General features: G+C 66.0%; 15 protein-coding genes and 1 tRNA gene. 8 read left to right on the top strand and 8 right to left on the bottom strand.

Annotated elements, in window-relative coordinates; all coding sequences use genetic code 11:
* Positions 1-54: 54 nt before the first annotated feature.
* From NDR87_RS34855 to NDR87_RS34830, 6 genes are read left to right on the top strand one after another with little or no spacing between them, the layout of a single operon-like run.
* A complete protein-coding gene (locus tag NDR87_RS34855) occupies positions 55-1239 on the top strand; it encodes an ROK family transcriptional regulator (protein ID WP_251918178.1) in 1185 nt (394 codons plus the stop codon).
* A 17-nt stretch (positions 1240-1256) separates the two neighbouring features.
* Positions 1257-2600, top strand: coding sequence for an ABC transporter substrate-binding protein (locus tag NDR87_RS34850; RefSeq protein WP_251918177.1), 1344 nt, complete (start codon positions 1257-1259; stop codon positions 2598-2600).
* Complete coding sequence (locus NDR87_RS34845; protein ID WP_251918176.1) at positions 2600-3544, top strand: carbohydrate ABC transporter permease; 945 nt, start codon at positions 2600-2602, stop codon at positions 3542-3544. Before NDR87_RS34850 ends, NDR87_RS34845 begins: the two co-directional genes overlap by 1 nt.
* A gap of 3 nt (positions 3545-3547) precedes the next feature.
* Complete coding sequence (locus NDR87_RS34840; RefSeq protein ID WP_251918175.1) at positions 3548-4438, top strand: carbohydrate ABC transporter permease; 891 nt, start codon at positions 3548-3550, stop codon at positions 4436-4438.
* Positions 4438-5727, top strand: coding sequence for a 6-phospho-beta-glucosidase (locus NDR87_RS34835; RefSeq protein ID WP_251918174.1), 1290 nt, complete (start codon positions 4438-4440; stop codon positions 5725-5727). The genes NDR87_RS34840 and NDR87_RS34835 overlap by 1 nt, the downstream gene beginning before the upstream one ends.
* Complete coding sequence (locus NDR87_RS34830) at positions 5724-6743, top strand: BadF/BadG/BcrA/BcrD ATPase family protein (RefSeq protein WP_251918173.1); 1020 nt, start codon at positions 5724-5726, stop codon at positions 6741-6743. Before NDR87_RS34835 ends, NDR87_RS34830 begins: the two co-directional genes overlap by 4 nt.
* 9 nt (positions 6744-6752) lie before the next feature.
* On the opposite strand, the gene NDR87_RS34825 is transcribed toward NDR87_RS34830, so the two are convergent.
* Entirely contained in the window at positions 6753-7958 is a 1206-nt protein-coding gene (locus NDR87_RS34825; protein WP_251918172.1) for an Ig-like domain-containing protein, read from the bottom strand.
* A gap of 255 nt (positions 7959-8213) precedes the next feature.
* On the opposite strand from NDR87_RS34825, the gene NDR87_RS34820 reads away from it, so the two are divergent.
* Positions 8214-8286: transfer RNA gene (locus NDR87_RS34820), tRNA-Lys, on the top strand.
* Positions 8287-8376: 90 nt separating this feature from the next.
* Here NDR87_RS34820 and NDR87_RS34815 read toward each other — a convergent pair.
* Together NDR87_RS34815 and NDR87_RS34810 are read right to left on the bottom strand one after the other, a co-directional pair.
* The gene (locus tag NDR87_RS34815; protein WP_251918171.1) at positions 8377-8583 is read right to left on the bottom strand and encodes a hypothetical protein; all 207 of its coding nucleotides are present in this window, start codon (positions 8581-8583) and stop codon (positions 8377-8379) included.
* A 17-nt stretch (positions 8584-8600) separates the two neighbouring features.
* Positions 8601-9314: a hypothetical protein gene (locus tag NDR87_RS34810; RefSeq protein ID WP_251918170.1), complete on the bottom strand. Its 714-nt coding sequence runs from the start codon at positions 9312-9314 to the stop codon at positions 8601-8603.
* A 1647-nt stretch (positions 9315-10961) separates the two neighbouring features.
* On the opposite strand from NDR87_RS34810, the gene NDR87_RS34805 reads away from it, so the two are divergent.
* Positions 10962-12380 (top strand): cytochrome P450, encoded by a 1419-nt coding sequence (locus NDR87_RS34805; protein WP_308212188.1) that lies wholly within the window; start codon positions 10962-10964, stop codon positions 12378-12380.
* A 23-nt stretch (positions 12381-12403) separates the two neighbouring features.
* On the opposite strand, the gene NDR87_RS34800 is transcribed toward NDR87_RS34805, so the two are convergent.
* From NDR87_RS34800 to NDR87_RS34780, 5 genes are all read right to left on the bottom strand, one after another.
* Positions 12404-13243 (bottom strand): ABC transporter permease, encoded by an 840-nt coding sequence (locus tag NDR87_RS34800; RefSeq protein WP_251918169.1) that lies wholly within the window; start codon positions 13241-13243, stop codon positions 12404-12406.
* A complete protein-coding gene (locus NDR87_RS34795; protein WP_251918168.1) occupies positions 13240-13977 on the bottom strand; it encodes an ABC transporter ATP-binding protein in 738 nt (245 codons plus the stop codon). The genes NDR87_RS34800 and NDR87_RS34795 overlap by 4 nt, the downstream gene beginning before the upstream one ends.
* Positions 13978-13992: 15 nt before the next feature.
* Positions 13993-14472 (bottom strand): hypothetical protein, encoded by a 480-nt coding sequence (locus tag NDR87_RS34790; protein WP_251918167.1) that lies wholly within the window; start codon positions 14470-14472, stop codon positions 13993-13995.
* 104 nt (positions 14473-14576) lie between these two features.
* Positions 14577-15389, bottom strand: coding sequence for an SAM-dependent methyltransferase (locus NDR87_RS34785; protein WP_251918166.1), 813 nt, complete (start codon positions 15387-15389; stop codon positions 14577-14579).
* Positions 15390-15583: 194 nt separating this feature from the next.
* Positions 15584-16705 carry a hypothetical protein gene (locus NDR87_RS34780; protein WP_251918165.1) on the bottom strand — a complete coding sequence of 374 codons (1122 nt, stop codon included), beginning with the start codon at positions 16703-16705 and terminating at the stop codon, positions 15584-15586.
* Positions 16706-17190: the final 485 nt, after the last annotated feature.

The following is a 17190-nucleotide window of genomic DNA, read 5'->3' as shown; positions in this document are numbered from 1 at the left end:
CCAAGTAAGGAAACTTTCCTAACAGTTCATGATCGAAGGCGTCGAGGAGGGTACGTGGCCGAGACGCGACCTACCCTCGCCGGAACGCCCAGCCTGCTGCGGGCCATCAACGATCGGGCCGCGCTGGAGTTGCTGCTCGCCAACGGCCCGCTGTCCCGGACCCAGATCGGGACGCTCACCGGTCTCTCCAAACCCACCGCGTCCCAGCTTCTCTCTCGCCTCGAGGCCGCTGGGCTGGTCGTTCCGGTCGGCACCGCACCCGGCGGTCCCGGGCCGAATGCCCAGCTGTACCAGGTGAATCCGGCCGCCGCCTACGTCGCCGGGGTGGACGTCACCAACAGCGAGGTGCGTATCGCGGTCGCCGACATCACCGGCGAGGTGCTCGCCGAGCACGCCGTGCGCACCAAGGGCTGGTCGGCCGCGAGCACCATCGGCCGGGTGGCCGAGGCGGTCGCCGAGACGGCGGAGCTGGCGGGTGTGCGTCGAGAGGCCTTGCGAGAGGTCGTCATCGGACTCGGCGGTGCGATGGATCCGGGCACTGGCACGCTGCGCTACGCCACCCATCTGCCGGGCTGGCATTCGCCCCGGCTCATCGCCGAACTGACGGATGCGATCGGCGCCGAGGTATCGATCGAGAACGACGTCAACCTCGCGGCCATCGCCGAACAGGCGCACGGTGCGGCGCAGGGCTGCGAGGATTTCGTGCTGCTGTGGACCGCCGCGGGCGTCGGCGCGGCCATCGTCATCGCGGGACGGCTGCATCGCGGCTACCACGGCGGCGCGGGCGAGGTGGGGTACATGCCGCTGCCCGGCGCGCCGATCGTGCACGACGTACGTCGCAAGAACTCCGGCGGATTCCAGCAATTGGCGGGCGCCCCAGCGGTTTCCGCGCTGGCGCGCAGCCATGGCCTGTCCGCGCCCACGGCCGCGTCGGCGGTGACCGAGGCACTCGAGACCCCCGGTGCGGGCGATGGGTTCCTGGCCGAATTCGCCGACCGGCTCGCGCTCGGGCTCGCCTCGATCGTGGCGGTGGTCGATCCGGAACTGGTCATCCTGGCCGGTCCCGTCCCGCGCGCGGGCGGCGAGCGGCTGCGAGTGCTGGTCCAGGATGCACTGGCGCAGTTGACGTTCGCGCGCACCGAGGTGCGGCGCACCACCGTACCGGGTTCGCCCGTCCTGCACGGCGCGCTCGAACGCGCCCTGGCCACCACGAGGGAAGCCGTCTTCTCCACCCATTGATCGCCCAGGAGTACCCCATGCGCAGAACCCCGCTCCGCACCCTCGCCGCCGCCACCGCGACCGCCACCCTCGCTCTGCTCGTATCCGCCTGTACCGGAACCGACTCCGGCGGTGCCGACGACGGCTCGGACGCCGGCAAGGAGGTCACCATCAACTTCTGGCACGGCTGGAGCCAGGAGAACGAGGTCAAGGCCATCACCGAGAATGTGGCCGCCTTCGAGAAGTCCCATCCCAACATCCGTGTCAAGCTGGTCGGCAACGTCTCCGACGACAAGATCGAGCAGGCGTTGCGCGCGGGCGGCCGCGACGCCCCGGATGTGGCCTCCTCCTTCACCACCGACAATGTCGGCAAGTTCTGCTCGGCCGGGGTCTGGCTCGATCTCGCACCGTTCCTGGCCCGCGACGGCATCGATCCGGTCACGACCTTCCCCGCTCCCATGCGCGAATACACCCGGTTCCAGGGCAATCAGTGCGCGCTGCCGCTGCTCGGGGACGCCTATGGCCTGTACTACAACAAGACCGCCTTCGCCGCGGCCGGAATCACCGCCCCGCCGAAGACGTTCAGCGAGTTCGAGGCCGCCGCGATCAAACTGACCCAGCCGGAGGGGGACGGCTACAAGCAACTCGGCTTCATGCCCACCTACCACGGCTACGAGACCATCCCCAGCCACTATCTGGGCCAGTACGGCGCAACGTATTTCGATGCCGACGGCAAATCCAACATCGCCACCGACCCCAAGGTCGCCGCCATGTACACCTGGCAGAAGGGTCTGGTCGACAAGCTGGGCGGGTTCGACAAGCTGGAGAAGTACCGCACCACCTTCGGTGAGGAATTCAGCGCCAAGAATCCGTTCCACACCGGCCAGGTGGCCATGTCGCTCGACGGTGAGTGGCGGACCCGGATGATCGCCGAGGCCAATGTCGGATTCGACTGGGCCACAGCGCCCTTCCCGGTCCCCGACGATCAGGCCGACACCTACGGCCGCGGCTACATCACCGGCACCATCATCGGGGTCACCAAGTCCAGTCGCAAGCAGACGGCCGCCTGGCAATTGGTGAAGTATTTGACCACCGACACCACCGCGCTGGTGAACTTCGCCAACGCCATCCACAACGTGCCCAGCACCAATGCGGCGCTGGCCTCCCCCGAGCTCAGCGCCGACCCCAACTTCCGCACGTTCATCGACATCGCCCGGAATCCGCACTCCTCGACCACCCCGGCCAGCATCAACGGCGGCGCGTATCAGGTGTCGATGCGCAACCTCGGCTACGACTTCGAGGCCGGTCGGCAGACCGATCTGCGGGCGGGTCTGGCCGCGACGGCCAGGGAGATCGACGAGGCGATCGATCAGGCGAAGTGATGGCGTCGGCGACAACCACGTCGGGCGGCCGCAGGGCCCGGCGGACGATCCGCACGGTGGCATTCCTGTCACCGTGGCTGATCGGCTTCGCCGTCTTCTTCGCCTACCCGCTGATCTCCACCGTCTACTTCTCGTTCATGCGCTACGACGGGTTCACCGCGCCGACGTTCACCGGGCTGAAGAACTGGAACTACGTCCTGGACAAGTATCCGTTCTTCTGGCAGGGCCTGGGCAACACGCTCTGGCTGGTGCTGGTGATGGTGTCGCTGCGGGTGATCTTCGGACTCGGCATCGGACTGCTGGTCACCAAGATCAAGACCGGGGTCGGGGCCTTCCGTACGGTGCTCTACCTGCCGTATCTGGCACCGCCGGTCGCGGCCACCATGGCCTTCGCCTTTTTGCTGAATCCGGGTACCGGGCCGGTGAACCATCTGCTCGGCAAGATCGGTGTGCCCCAACCGGGTTGGTTCAACGACCCGGCGTGGTCGAAGCCCGCGCTGACCATGCTCGCGCTGTGGGGTGTGGGCGATCTGATGGTGATCTTCATGGCGGCGCTGCTGGACGTCCCGCGCGAACAGTACGAGGCGGCCCGGCTCGACGGCGCGGGGGCCGCGGCGCGCTTCCGCTACATCACGCTGCCCAACATCATGCCGATCGTGCTGTTCGCCGTCGTGACCGGCGTGATCCAGACCATGCAGTACTACACCCAGGCCATCGTCGCGGGCAAGGTCGCCAGCGGCAAGATCGCCAATGCCGGTGAGGATTTCGAGCCCGGCTACCCGCACGGCTCCACCTGGACGCTGCCGCAGCTGATCTACAACCTCGGCTTCCAGCGCTTCGACACCGGCTCGGCGTGCGTGGTCGCGGTGATCCTGTTCACGCTCTCGATGGCCTGCACCGCACTGCTACTGCGGCGCAAATCCGGCTTCCTGCGAGAGGACTGAGCCATGGCCGTGACTTCCGTGCTGCCGCCGCCCGTGGCCCTCGACCAGCCCGAGCCGCGAACCGGCAGGCGCACAACGTTTTTGAATTGGGTGGCGCTGCACTCGCTGGCCATCGCCGTCGCGTTGGTGTTCGTGCTGCCGTTCGTCTTCGTCTTCCTGACCTCGGTCATGTCCGACCAGCAGGCGCTGACCTCGAATCTGTGGCCCGCGCAATGGCGCTGGGACAACTACGTCCGCGTCTGGCACACGCCGGGCTTTCTCACCTGGTGGCGCAACACCCTGGTCTACGCGGTCGCGGGAACCGCGCTGACATTGCTGTCCAGCCTGCCGGTCGCCTACGCGCTCGCCAAATTCCGCTTCCGGGGTCGCAATCTGGCGCTCATGGCGGTGGTGTCGATGATGATGCTGCCACCCCAGGTGACCGTCATTCCGATGTATCTGGTGTGGGCCAAGCAATTTCATCTGACCGGCTCGCTGTGGCCGCTGATCATCCCGATGGCCTTCGGCGACGCGTTCTCGATATTCCTGCTGCGGCAGTTCCTGCTGACCATTCCGGACGAATATCTGGAGGCGGCGCGCATCGACGGCTGCGGCCACGTGCGCACCCTGCTGCAGGTGGTGCTGCCGATGGCCAAACCGGCCATCGCGGCGGTCGCACTGTTCCAGTTCTTCTATTGCTGGAACGACTATTTCGGCCCGCAGATCTACGCCAGCGAGAATCCGGCGGCCTGGACACTCAGCTACGGGCTGGAGTCGTTCAAGGGCGCCCACCACACCAACTGGAACCTCACCATGGCCGCGACCGTGCTGGTGATGGCGCCGGTGATCATCCTGTTCTTCTTTGCCCAGAAGGCCTTCATCGAAGGCGTGACACTCACGGGGGTCAAAGGCTGATGTCCGCAGTGAAACTTGCCGTCGTAGGCGGCGGTTCGACCTACACACCCGAACTCATCGACGGCTTCGCGCGCCTGCACGAGGCCCTGCCCATCGCCGAGCTGGTCCTCATCGATCCCGCCGAGCAGCGGCTCGAGCTGATCGCGGGACTGGCTCGTCGCATCTTCGACCGATACGGCCGCGACACCCGCGTGGTGACGACGAGCTCTGTGCTGCAAGGCGTTTCGGATGCCGATGCGGTGCTGCTGCAGTTGCGGGTGGGCGGGCAGGCCATCCGCAACTCCGACGAGAGCTGGCCGCTGGACTGCGGCTGCGTCGGTCAGGAGACCACCGGCGCGGGCGGGCTGGCCAAGGCGCTGCGCACCGTCCCGGTGGTCCTCGACATCGCCGAACAGATCCGCACGGCCAGCCCGAACGCCTGGATCGTCGACTTCACCAACCCCGTCGGCATCGTGACTCGGGCGCTGCTGAACGAGGGGCACCGGGCCGTCGGCCTGTGCAATGTCGCCATCGGATTCCAGCGCCGCTTTGCCCGGCACCTCGGCGTGGAACCGGCGCTGATCCGGCTGGACCACGTGGGCCTCAACCACCTCACCTGGGAACGCGGGGTGACCCTGCTCGATCACCCCGGCGCGGCGACCGGGCAGGAGGTGCTGCCCAAACTGCTGGCGAATTTCGGCGAGGCGATCGCGGCCGATGTGCGACTGCCGCATTCGCTGCTGCAGCGCCTCGGCGTCGTCCCCTCCTACTATCTGCGCTACTTCTATCAGCACGACACCGTGGTGGAGGAGCAGCGCGCCACGGGCTCGCGGGCCGCGGAGGTGGCCGAGATCGAGCGGCAACTGCTGGATCTGTACGCCGATCCGGCGCTGGACCACAAACCCGCACTGCTCGAAAAGCGCGGCGGCGCTTACTATTCCGAGGCCGCGGTGCAGCTGCTGGCCCCGCTGCTGGGCACCGGCGACGGCACCGATGTGCACGTGGTCGACACCCGCAACGATGGCATCCTGCCGTTCCTGCCCGACGACGCCGTGATCGAGGTCCCCGCGCAGATCGACGCCGACGGGGTCTGGCCGCTGCCGCAGCGCCCGGTGGAACCGCTCTACGCGGGCCTGATCGCGCATGTGGCCGCCTACGAGCAGCTCGCACTGCGCGCCGCGCTCGACGGCGGCCGCGACCGGGTGGTCGACGCGCTGCTCGCCCATCCGCTGATCGGTCAGTGGGATACCGCCGAACCGCTGGCCGACCGCCTCATCGCCCACAACCGCGCGTATCTGAGCTGGGCGTGAAAGAGCAGATACCCGGCGTCCTCGCCATCGACGGCGGCAACAGCAAGACCGACGTGGCGCTGGTCGCAATGGACGGAACGGTTCTGGGCACCGCCCGGGGCGAGGGCTTCGAACCGCATCGCGACGGGCCCGATCGCGCGATCGACAATTTGACGCCGTTGATCGACGCGGTGGCCGAACAGGCCGGGCTCGCGCCTGGGCGGCTGCTCACCACCCGAGTGAGCGCCTGCATGGCCAATGTCGATCTGCCCGTGGAGGAACAGCGCCTGCACGCGGCCGTCGCCGCCCGGCCGTGGGGGCGCAGCGCGGCCGTCGGCAACGACACCTTCGGCCTGTTGCGCGCCGGTACCGACAGCCCGCGCGGGGTGGCGGTGGTGTGCGGGGCCGGAATCAATTGCGTCGGACTGCTTCCCGACGGCCGCACCGCCCGCTTCCCCGCCCTGGGCAAGCTCACCGGCGACTGGGGCGGCGGGGGCGGCATGGCCGCGGAGGCCATGTGGCATGCGGCCCGCGCGGAGGACGGCCGCGGCCACCCGACCGCGCTGTCGGCGGCCATCGGCAGACACTTCGGAATGGCCGGGGCCAATGCCGTGGCCGAGGCAATTCATCTGGGGCGCTTGCCGAGACAGCGCCTGCACGAGATCGTGCGGGTGCTGTTCGCCACCGCGCAGGCGGGCGATGCGACCGCGCTGCGGCTGATCGATCGGCAGGCCGACGAGATCACCCGCCTCGCGGTCGTCGCGCTGCGGCGGCTGGGACTGCTCGGTGAGCCGACGCCGCTGGTGCTCGGCGGCGGTGTGCTCGCCGCGCGGCAGCCGCTGCTGATCGATAATCTGATGGCCCGCCTCGCGGTGGCCGCGCCCCTGGCCGAACCCCGAATCATCGTCGCCCCACCGGTTCTGGGCGCGGCGCTGCTGGGGCTCGATCATCTCGGCGCGGACGCCACGGCCCATGCGCGGCTGCGCGCGGCCTATCCGACGCCCGAGGAGGGTGCGGCCGTTCTCTCCGCCGATTGACCGGGCGGGTCAGCCGTCGGCGTTACCCGCCTTCCACTCCGGCCACGCAATGTTCCAGTCCCCCAACCCATCCACGCCCGACAGGGTGCCCGCCACGGTGTTCTTCACGATCGCGATATCGCCGCGCTTGGCGTTCTCGTAGACCCATCGGGCATCGGCCGGGCTGAGATTGAGGCAGCCGTGGCTGGTGTTGGTGTAGCCCTGTTGACCGACCGACCACGGTGCGGAGTGCATGAAGATGCCGCTGTAGGACATCCGAGTCGCCCAGTCGACCGGGGTGCGGTAGCCGTCGGGGCCGGTCGCCGCGACGCCGTAGGTGGACGAGTCCATGATCATGTGGTCGAACCGGTCGGACAGAATGTAGATGCCGTTGTCGGTGGGCGTGGCATTCTTGCCCATCGAGGTCGGCATGGTGCGGATCACCTCGCCGTTGCGCTCGACGGTCACCATCTTGGTGTGGTCGTCGGCGGTGAAGATCATCGCGTCGCCGATGGTGAACGAGGAGTGGATGTCGGCGTCGCCGACCAGGCCGTTGCCGAGGTCGCGGCCGTAGGTGTCCACCTCGACGGTGACCCTGGTGCCCGGCGCCCAGAAGCGCTCCGGCCGCCAGCGCACCTCGCGATTGTTCACCCAGTAGAAGGCCCCTTCCACCGGCGGCACGGCCGTAATCCTGATCGCGGCCTGCGCGGCGCGGCGGTCGGGGATGTTCTCGTCGAACTGCACGGCCACCGGCTGGCCGATGCCGACCACCTCGTTCTCGGCGGGCAGCAGCCAGGGGTGGGTCTTGTTGCGCGGGGTCATGGTGGTGAAAGTCACCGCGCTGGAGGCGGTTCCACCCAGTCCGACAGCCTCGGCCTGCAGCCGATAGGTGCGCCCGAACCCGAGCCGCTCGGTGGCCCGCCAGGACAACCCGTCCGGCGCGAGCTGCCCCGCCACCGGGCCCCCCTCCGGATTGAGCAGCGTCACCGCGGTCAGCCGCCCGTCCTCGACCCGAACCTGCAGCGGATCCCCCGCCGACACCCCCACCGCCCCGTCGGCGACCGGCGTGCCGATCTTGGGCCGGAGCAGTTCACCGATCGGACGCCCCTGCGGAATCGGCCCCTCACCGCTGGCCTGGGACTTCGTACAGGCCGTGCCGCCGACCACGGCCAGCACCGCGAGCGCGGCCACCGCGCTCAGCACTCTCGAGCGATGTCGCCCTCGCCATATGCTCATGTCCAACCCCAATTCCCTGTCTCGTACGCACCCGCAGGCCGGTCGAGACCACGTCAGACCATTTTGCCTCAGCCCGACCGGCCACCGAGACGTTCGACACACTCACCCCGGCGCCCCCTTCATCCCCCACACCCCCTAGATCGTTAACACCCCACCCCAAACCCACCCCGACCAGCCGATTTCACTTTCCGCCCCCGCTCCTGTTATGGTTTTCCCCGCACCGGAACGGAGCAACCGCCCCGCCCGGAAGCACCAGCGCCATTAGCTCAATTGGCAGAGCAGCTGACTCTTAATCAGCGGGTTCGGGGTTCGAGTCCCTGATGGCGCACAACAAAAAGCCCCTGACCAGGCAATATCAGTCAGGGGCTTTCTTCGTTGGTCCGTTTCGTCGGGCCGTTTCCAAAAAAACACCAAAAATTCAGCGCCACCCGTTCGTCAGCTGGGGGCCCGTGCCGAAACCCATCTCCAGCACGGCCGATGAGTCCGGTGCCTGCTCGGGCGAGGCGATGTAGTGCCGCTCCGTGATCCCCTCGCGGGAGTGCCCCAACTGCTTGGCCGCTGTCTTCGAGTCCGACGCCTCGGCGATCAACGTGGCCACTGCCTTCCGGAACGTGTACTGCGTCACGTCGCAGTGCCTTCACCTCACACATTCGCCCGTGGGCCGGGTCGTCTCGCAACCGCTTCAGCATCTGGATCGTGAACTCCGGCAGCGTGACAATCCGGTACCCCGCATCGGATTTCGCCCACTCCTGCCGAAACAATCCCTTCCCGGTGAGCCTGACGACGGTCGCCGAGACAGTAAACGTCGTCGGGTCCGCTTCGAGGTCGAACTGCCCCAGGACGCCGCCAGCGCTTCTCCCGGCCGCACTCCGGAGCCAAGGACCAGATCGGCGACGTCGAGCACAAGCCGATTCCGTTTCGGACCGTGCGCGTATACGCAGGTGTTCCCGGAATCCCCTTCCCCGCCAACCACTCCCGAAGCTGGGCGCGCAGGCCGTCCAAGCGGTCCCGTTCAATGGTCTGCGGCCTGCTCTTGCGTCTGCGCATGCGAGAGGTGTCACGTACCGGGTTCTCCGTCAGGACTCCGTACCGAACGGCGAGCCCCATGATGCCGGTCAGAATGACCTTGTGCAGCCGCGCCTTCGACTTCAGCCCGGCAGCAGCAATCGACTGGATGTCGTCCAGTCGGCCCGCATCCGCTTCCCACACACGAAGATTGCCCAGAGCGGGGCGCAGCTTGATCACATCTTTCTTGGCCCGCTTGTCATCGCTCGCGTCGAGCTCACCTTTGTATCGGTCATAGGACTGTTGACCGATCCCTTCGTCTCGCTTCGCCTCCTCGAGCCACATATCCATCAGAAGCGTGAGACGGGTATCTCGGCTGATCTTGCCACGTGCGCGGCCCTTGTACTGCTTCTACTTCGTCTTTGTCCACTCGGCGGGACAGGATTCGTCGCCCATCGGCGTCTAGGACGACGCAGTGGTGAGCACCTTTACCGGCATCGACTCCAGCCCACAGGTGTTGCTGCACAACCAGTTTCCATTCGCTCGATGGTTCAGGAGGGGGCCCGGCGGACGACCACGCCGTCGTGTCCTTACACAGCGATCGCATCGCGTCTCTCGATCAGCGGTCGAGTCGTCGCGAGATGCCGGGTGGCCAATCACCAGGGACCATCCAACTGCAGAATCCTGAAAGCCATGCCCGGCGCCCCTGGGTGACCAGAACCTACAAGCTCGGGTCCGGATCACCGTCCGAACGCGGTAAGGAATTCTGCTGCCGTTCGGGCCGGATTTACGAGCGAGATCGACTGCGCCGCAGAACATCCGCCGTTTGTTATCGACGGCGAGATCGTCGCCTTCGTCGACGACGAGCCCTCGTTCGCAGCACAGCAACCGCGCATGCACCAGCGCGGACGGGCGAAGATCGCCGCTCTGGCCGCGAGCACGCCGGCCACCTATGTCGTGTTTCGACCTGCTGCATATCGGACACCGCCCGCTGATCGAACTGCCGTACCTCGAGCGACGGCCAACTGCTCGAGCAACTCGGCATTCGGGACCGACACTGGCAGGCCTCTCCGCGGGTGTACGGCCGCGGCGCCCATATGGCACTGGTCTAAGTGCTTCGGGACTCGATAGCCGACAGTTCAGAGATTGCCGTGAACACAATCCTGCCCAGGTTAGGTGGCCGTTTCCCTCGCGTCAGCTTGCCAGGAACTTGCCAAGACCGGGTGGAATGCGTGGACACGGCGATACGACTGCGCGTTTGCCGACAGGCTGTGTGGCACTGGCTTGCGCGTGCGGAGTGGGGCAGCCAATTAGTTACAGACATGGCCCCTGGTGCGGTGGGCACGTTCGTAGGCCCATTCGTCGGTCAGGGTGTGGTGGAACCGTTCGACCTTGCCCTTGGTTGGGCCAGTTGCCTATGACGAGTCCTGAATGGAGGGAAAAGCCGACAAAGGGAAGGCGGCCTCTGGTGCGAATGACGCTCGGGTCGTTGGCGTTTCGGCAGAAAGGTCGTGGCCGGTTCGATTCCCGGCTAATGTAACGTGTTGATGGACAACAGGCCCTCAGTGATCCAGCTCGGTTGTCACCTACTCCTGCCGACGTCCCTGGGTGGAGGATCGGGAGAAGTCTGGGACCGAGGTAGGTCTGTCGAGAGTTGCGAGGAGATCGTTGCCCGACACGCTGATCCAGGAGTTGGCTATGATTGACCCAGTCGGAAGGATCGCTTCTCGTAGCCGGGGCTTCCTGCGACATCGGCCGTGCCATCGCCCAGCGTCGTGCCGCTCGACGGGGCGACGGGGCATAGCCACAGGTGTGACGTGGCGGTGAAGATCATGTCGCTCGGCAGGAGCCGACCCCGCCGCAGCCGACGGCGCGGACCGGTTGTTCAGCGACCTCACCGACGGGCATCATGGAGGCAGTGGATCGCTCCCGTCCGGGTTGCGATCCGATCACCCGAAGCTTCCGACCTCGAGCCTGCCGACAGAAAGGCAGCATGCAGTGGATCTTCGTGAAGTCCCGTGCGGGCCCGGACGTTTGCCGGTTCTCGGGCACGGGTGGAAAATGTGGCGTGACCCCGTCCAGTTCATGGTGGATCTGGCCAGCGTCGGGAAAATAGTACGTGTAGACATCGGCAATCGCGTTGTCTATGTGATTACCGATTTCGAACTACTCCACAGGGTGTTGGTAGAGAACTCCGACGCCTACGAGCGAGGGCTCCTCTTCGAACGCATCCGTCTCATATTCGGGGAATCGCTGATCGTCGCGGATGGTCAGCAACACAGGGATCTTCGTCGTCTGCTTCAACCAGCGTTCCACCGAACAGAGTTGGAAAGCTACGCGCCCATTACGAAGCGTAACGCGGATGCGCTGGCGAGTTCGTGGCAACCAGGTCAGATAGTCGAGGCCCGTTCCGCGTTGGTAGGGTTGGTGATTACCGACCTGCTCGGGTCCATGTTCTCGCACGAGCCCGATACCGAGGAGCTGCAACTCATCTCGGGTCTGATCGATGACATAGGCGCGGGTGCCATAGTGGGCAGTGTGCTGCCGAAGCGATTGGCGAGCCTGCCATTGCCGGTGAACCGCAAATTCCTGTCGGCTGGAACGCAACTGCGGAGCTACTGCCAGGAGCTACTCGTTGCGCGCCGGGCCAGCGGTGAGCGCCGGAACGACCTGATCGACATCCTGCTGGATTCGGCGGTTGCGGAAAACCGTAGTGACAAGTTCTTGGCAGAGCAGGCCGTGACCATTCTCTTCGGTGGGATCGACGCCTTGGCCGCCACGCTGGCCTGGGCTCTGTACGAGTTGTCCCAGCGTCCGGAGGTGGCGTCGAAACTGCAGCAGGAGATCTCCGAAGCGGGAGAACTCAGCCCCCGAAGCCTCGACCAGCTCGACTACCTGAACCGGTTCCTGAACGAGGTCACGCGGATCCATTCGCCACTACTGCAGACCAGACGCAGCGTCACCACGGTGGAACTCGACGGTTTCACATTTCCCGCTGGGACCGATATCGGCTACAGCATTGCAGCTGTTCATCGCAACCCGCATATTTTCGCCGAGCCGAACACCTTCGATCCCGATCGGTGGCCGCCTTCCAACTCCGGGTCCAAATGCCGGAGCTTCGTTCCGTTCAGCATGGGCAATCAGATGTGTATCGGAAGAAATTTTGCGTGGGTGGTGCTGCAAACGACTCTCCACAGTCTGCTGTCGAAGTGGGAGTTCCAGCAGGTCACAACCAAGAAACTCCCGCGGGCCATGGGTCCGATCCCAGGGATGAGGAGGCTCCCGCTCGAGGTTCGCCCGGTTTCTGGGAAACGCACGGTTGACCGTGACGACTCGCGGCGGATCCGGACTTCGGTGCCATCGAAGGCTCGTTGGTCGTCGCGCTGCGCGCCCTCGGGCGAACAATCGGCACCGTAGCCACTGGGCTGGTCGGCCTAGGCTCAGGTCTTGCCCGATCCGGCGAGCGTCGTCCTGCGGTGTCCGGACCTCCGGCGTATGAGGAGGGGGAGGACGGCTGTGGTGACGAAGAGGGCGACGGCGACGAGGATGAAGTAGAGCAGCGATCCGGTGCGGCCGAATCGAGGGACGAAGGCGACCTCCTGGCCGGTTGCGGCGACGGCGTTGAGGAACGGAGCGTAGGCCTGCAGGGTGTATCCATGGGGTAGCAGATTCATGGCAATCTCAACCACATAGACCCAGAACAGGAGGACGGCGACGGCGGCGGACGGAGTGTGAATCAGTGACCCGACCGCGACACCCACGCCGCATGCCGCGAACGCGTAGCTCGGGACGGTCCACAGGAACCGGATACCGGCGGAGTCGGTGATGTCCACAGCCCCATAGAGTTCCGGGAACAGGCGTGGCAACGTGACCATGACGACGACGAGTAGCACAGCTGTCGATATCGCCGCGATGGTGCCGTAGTAGATCCACCGGGCCAGCGCGACCGTCCAGGACCGGGGAAACAGGAAGGCATTGAGATCGCTTGTCTGCCCGCGCCATTGGGTGGCATGGGCGTAGGCGGCGGTGACCATCATGACCGCCACGGACAAGGTGATCACCCAGTACACGGAGTTGGTGGTGGAGACCGGGGCTACGAATTGCTGTCCGGGCAGTTTGGCGAGTCGTTCTGCGACGGCGGCGATTCCGAAGGTGACGACCAGAGGCAGAACGAAGGTGAGGGGGACAGCGACGGTCCACAGGAAGCTGCGTCCGGTGGTGCGGGTCCATTCGGCGGCGATGCCGCGGCGGACCAGGGTGACCGGACCGGGGCCGGTCATGGGGCCACGCCGGACTCGAGGTGGGTAGGCAGGCCGGCGATTCGCAGGTAGGCGTCTTCGAGGCGGGTCTCGCCAGGACCCAGGGTGCTCATGAGGTGGGTGTAGGGCTGGTCGGCCAGAATGCGCTGGTTTCCGAGGATGACGATGTGGTCGGCGTTGCGTTCGACCTCATCGAGCAGGTGCGTGGCAACCAGGACACAGGTCCCGGAATCGGCGAGATGGCGCAGCAGTTCGCGTATCCAGCGGATGCCCGCGATGTCGAGGCCGTTGAGGGGTTCGTCGAGCAGCAGGGTCCGAGGTTCGCAGAGCAATGCGGCGGCGATGCCGACGCGTTGGAGCATGCCGAGCGAATAGTGCCCCAATCGACGATCGGCGACCCCGACAAGGTCGACGAGGTCGAGGACGTCGCCGACCCGGCCGGGGGGTAGTCCGCGGGCACGGGCGATCCAGCGCAGGTGCCGACGTGCGGTGTGGCGTGGGTCGAAGGCTCGGTAGTCGAGGTGCATTCCGAGCGTTGCCGGTGTGGTGTGATGCGCCCGGACGAGGGTGCCGTCGACCCGGACGGTGCCGATAGCAGGCGCGATGACGCCGCAGATGCACCGCAGCAGCGTGGTTTTGCCGGTGCCGTTGAGACCGATCAGGTAGGTGAGTGCCCCGTCTGCCACGGTCAGTTCGGGGACCTCGAGGACGGTCACGCCTGGGTAGCTCAGGGTGAGGTCACGGATTTCGATCACGTCGCTCGGAGCCGGTCAGGCGGGACAGTTCATCGGAAGCCCCACGGCCCTGATGCCCTCGCATACGGAGCTGTTGGACAGCTTCCAGACACCATCGATACGCTTCCAGACCACGCGCGCCACCAGGTCCGGCTGTCCCGCCGACTTGCTGCGCAGCATGGCGGTGTGCACGTTGCCGTCGTGGGTTTCGGGACCGGTGATCTCATTCGACCCGCGTGGAGCTCGGTACATGCCGGTGTTGTAGAGGGTGCGCGCGACCACGACCGCGTTCATGCCGCCTTCCATATGGGCGGCCTTGGCTTGGTCGGAGCCGGGCAATTCGATCAGGAACGCGACCTGGTCGTCGAGTTCTCTCAACGTGGGGACATCTCCGGTGATGAGATCCCCGGGAGCGGCGGAGGCGACGGGGGCATTGATGACAGAGGCGCCGGTCGTGACCATGGCGACCGCTACGATCGTCGACGCGACACCAGCGACAGTTGTGGAGGTCTTCATGACGTCATCCTCTGATCGACTGGTACAACACCTGTTGCACGCTCGAATGTGCAGGCGGCCAACGGATTGGCGTATCCGAGCCTACTCCTGTTCGTGTCGGATTCTCAGGGTTTGCGGCCTATGGCGCCGAGCATGACCATCGAAGTGTCCGGCAAGTCGGGGCCCAGCCACTCCTGCACCGGCGCCACACCCGGTTCGAACAACTCGAAGCCGGCCAGGAATGCCTCCGTTTGCGCTGGGGACCGGAAGGTGACCTGGGCCGAAGTATTGTTCGTGCCGGCGAGCACCTGGAGTATCTCCGGGGCGGAATCACTGGAACCATGAACGATCGCCAGGTAGCTACCCGGTGCCAACCGATCGCGGAAAGCGGCGATGATGTCGGCGGGGTGTTCGTCGTCCATCACGTAATGCAGCACGGCGGAGAGCGTGATGGCTACCGGCTCGTTGAAGTCGATCAGGGCGCGCTCGCTGAGCTGATCGATGATGTCGCGGGGACGACGAACGTCGCCCAGCAGTGCCGCGACACCCGGTGGTCCGGCCAGCAGCGCGTCGCAATGGGCGACTACGAGTGGGTCGTAGTCGACATACACCACCCGCGCCGACGGCTCGATCTTCCGAGCCACCTCGTGCACGTTGGGCGAGGCCGGGATGCCCGAGCCGAGATCGAGGAACTGACGGATACCGGCAGCAGCGGCCCTTTCGACCGCTTTGAGTGTGAAACTTCGGACGAACCAGACCAAGACCTTGAGTTCGGGTGCGCGAGAGAGCATTTGGCAGGCGGTCTCTCGGTCGATCTCGAAATTGTCCTTTCCGCCCAACAAGTAGTCGTACACCCGGGCGGAGCTCAGCTCGTCAGGGTCGAACGGTTGCGGCGTCCGTTCGCTCTCCGGCGCAGGCCCTTCTATTCCATCGACCACAGGTTCAACCGTAGCCGACCGCCACCTCGGGAGTGTGCGACTCCACAGATCTGTCGTCGCCTGGATGTGGTGGAAGTATGCGTTGCCCGAACGAGGCGCGGCTTCGCCCGACCGAACCGGCCCTTCGATGGTGCCATCGGCGAACCCCCTCCGCCACAACACGATCCAACACTCCAGGGCAGATCGACCAGTACTTACTTCCAACTGTCGTCTTTGGTCGGGCTTGAATCCGTTTCGGCCAAGGCGACCGCGTGTGCTACCGCGGACCGCGCCCGGTCGATGGTCTTGTAGCGGCCCAGTCCGCATGGGGCCGCGACATCCAACAGGCCGCCGTAGGCCGACTCCGCCGCGGCCAGCCCCTGTCGTGCTTGCTCGAGCGGCTGCGTCGGATGCGCAAGCCCGGCGATAACACGTGTAGCGGCAGGCAATTCGAGGCGTGCCAGGGGCGCGTAGTACCGCGGCCGAACCGGCGCCTGTTTGCCGTCGCCGATGGGAAGGTGGACGAAATCGAGATGTCTCCCCGCAGGCCAATAGCGCGCTATCGCGTTGGCCAACGCGACGACCGGGGCTGTCGATCTCGGCGACACGACCGGCTTGTCGTCGAGGCTCCCGTAGCACAGGTGCACACCGAACCGGGAATCATAGGGGGCCCGTGCGACGAGGCGTGCGATCGCTCGACCCGCCACGGTGGCCGGGCCCTGCCGCAAGCCCGTAGGTGTCCCCGCGCAGAGGAGCGTCTCCGCTGGCAATTCCAGTTGGAATACGACGTTGTCCCGCAACGCCTCATGGATACGGACGATCTCCCTGACAGTGGCGTCGACAATCGGGCGGTAATAGGGGAAGGCTCGGTCGCTACGGCCGACCGAGCCTCGACGCCATACGAGCATCCGCGCCTCGAAGGCGATGAAACCGATGACAAACGGCGTCGGTATACCCACCTGCAAGCGAAGACCGGGGTCGGTTCGGCGCATGTCGACCAACGCGTCCCCGGCACGCGCGGCCTCCTGCGCATAGCCGAGCGCGGCGTCGAGATCGGCTTCGGCAAGCGATCGGCCTGCCCGAAGCCGAAAGGTGTCGCGGGAACGCAACGTCGACCAATCGCCACGGCGCACACGCGCCAGCGCCGGGATGCTGCCGAACCGGTCGATGATGGGTCTGACGTACCACCGGGCGCGATATGGATCCGCTTCACCGCCCGGAACCATGCCGTCCAAGAATTCACCGGCCGTGTCGACGGCGAACGCCATCGCCTTCTCTGGACTGTCCAACTGCGCGGGCAAGCTGCCCACGAAGTGAATCCTGCGCTCGGGCTGCACAGCGCCAGTCTCGCATATCGTCATCCCCCGAGACGTCGTGTCATCGTCGTCGAGCCGGGAAACCCCACCGACGCACCGCAACCGACTCCGGCCGCCGCCCAACGTATCGTCGCCGCAGACCGCATCGACGTGATGTTTCCCCCCAGCGCCCAGCAGGGTCCGACCATGCCGTGCCGAGCACGTCGGCGACAGGCGGTGTCGAGGTCGGCGACCGGTACCAACCCGATTCGACCGACCGATCAGAACGCGGGATTGTTTGGGTCCGGCAGCTTCGACGGATACCATGGGAGATCGCACACCGTGTGTTTGCAAACGCGCGCACACGGCCACCCCGAGGGTGATCTTCGAGCAACGGAGCAGGGCCTCATGAACCCAGAACCGGTCCGCCGTCTAGAACCACTGGTCGAGCCGCGCATTGCCCAGCTCGGCCCTACAGCGCTGCGCATCGCGATCGGCGGACAGCTCCGCAAGATGCGCCAGGAGCT

Source organism: Nocardia sp. CDC159, from assembly GCF_023740735.1.
Taxonomy (GTDB): domain Bacteria; phylum Actinomycetota; class Actinomycetes; order Mycobacteriales; family Mycobacteriaceae; genus Nocardia; species Nocardia pulmonis.
Note: the sequence above shows the minus strand (reverse complement) of the source record. Positions and strands in the feature narration are given on the sequence as shown.

Excerpts from the sequence above, each read along its gene's own strand:
- NDR87_RS34825 (WP_251918172.1), bottom strand. The coding sequence starts at position 7,958 with ATGAGCATATGGCGAGGGCGACATCGCTCGAGAGTGCTGAGCGCGGTG.
- NDR87_RS34790 (WP_251918167.1), bottom strand. The coding sequence starts at position 14,472 with ATGAAGACCTCCACAACTGTCGCTGGTGTCGCGTCGACGATCGTAGCG.
- NDR87_RS34810 (WP_251918170.1), bottom strand. The coding sequence starts at position 9,314 with ATGGATATGTGGCTCGAGGAGGCGAAGCGAGACGAAGGGATCGGTCAA.
- NDR87_RS34800 (WP_251918169.1), bottom strand. The coding sequence starts at position 13,243 with ATGACCGGCCCCGGTCCGGTCACCCTGGTCCGCCGCGGCATCGCCGCC.
- NDR87_RS34845 (WP_251918176.1), top strand. The coding sequence starts at position 2,600 with ATGGCGTCGGCGACAACCACGTCGGGCGGCCGCAGGGCCCGGCGGACG.
- NDR87_RS34850 (WP_251918177.1), top strand. The coding sequence starts at position 1,257 with ATGCGCAGAACCCCGCTCCGCACCCTCGCCGCCGCCACCGCGACCGCC.
- NDR87_RS34840 (WP_251918175.1), top strand. The coding sequence starts at position 3,548 with ATGGCCGTGACTTCCGTGCTGCCGCCGCCCGTGGCCCTCGACCAGCCC.
- NDR87_RS34835 (WP_251918174.1), top strand. The coding sequence starts at position 4,438 with ATGTCCGCAGTGAAACTTGCCGTCGTAGGCGGCGGTTCGACCTACACA.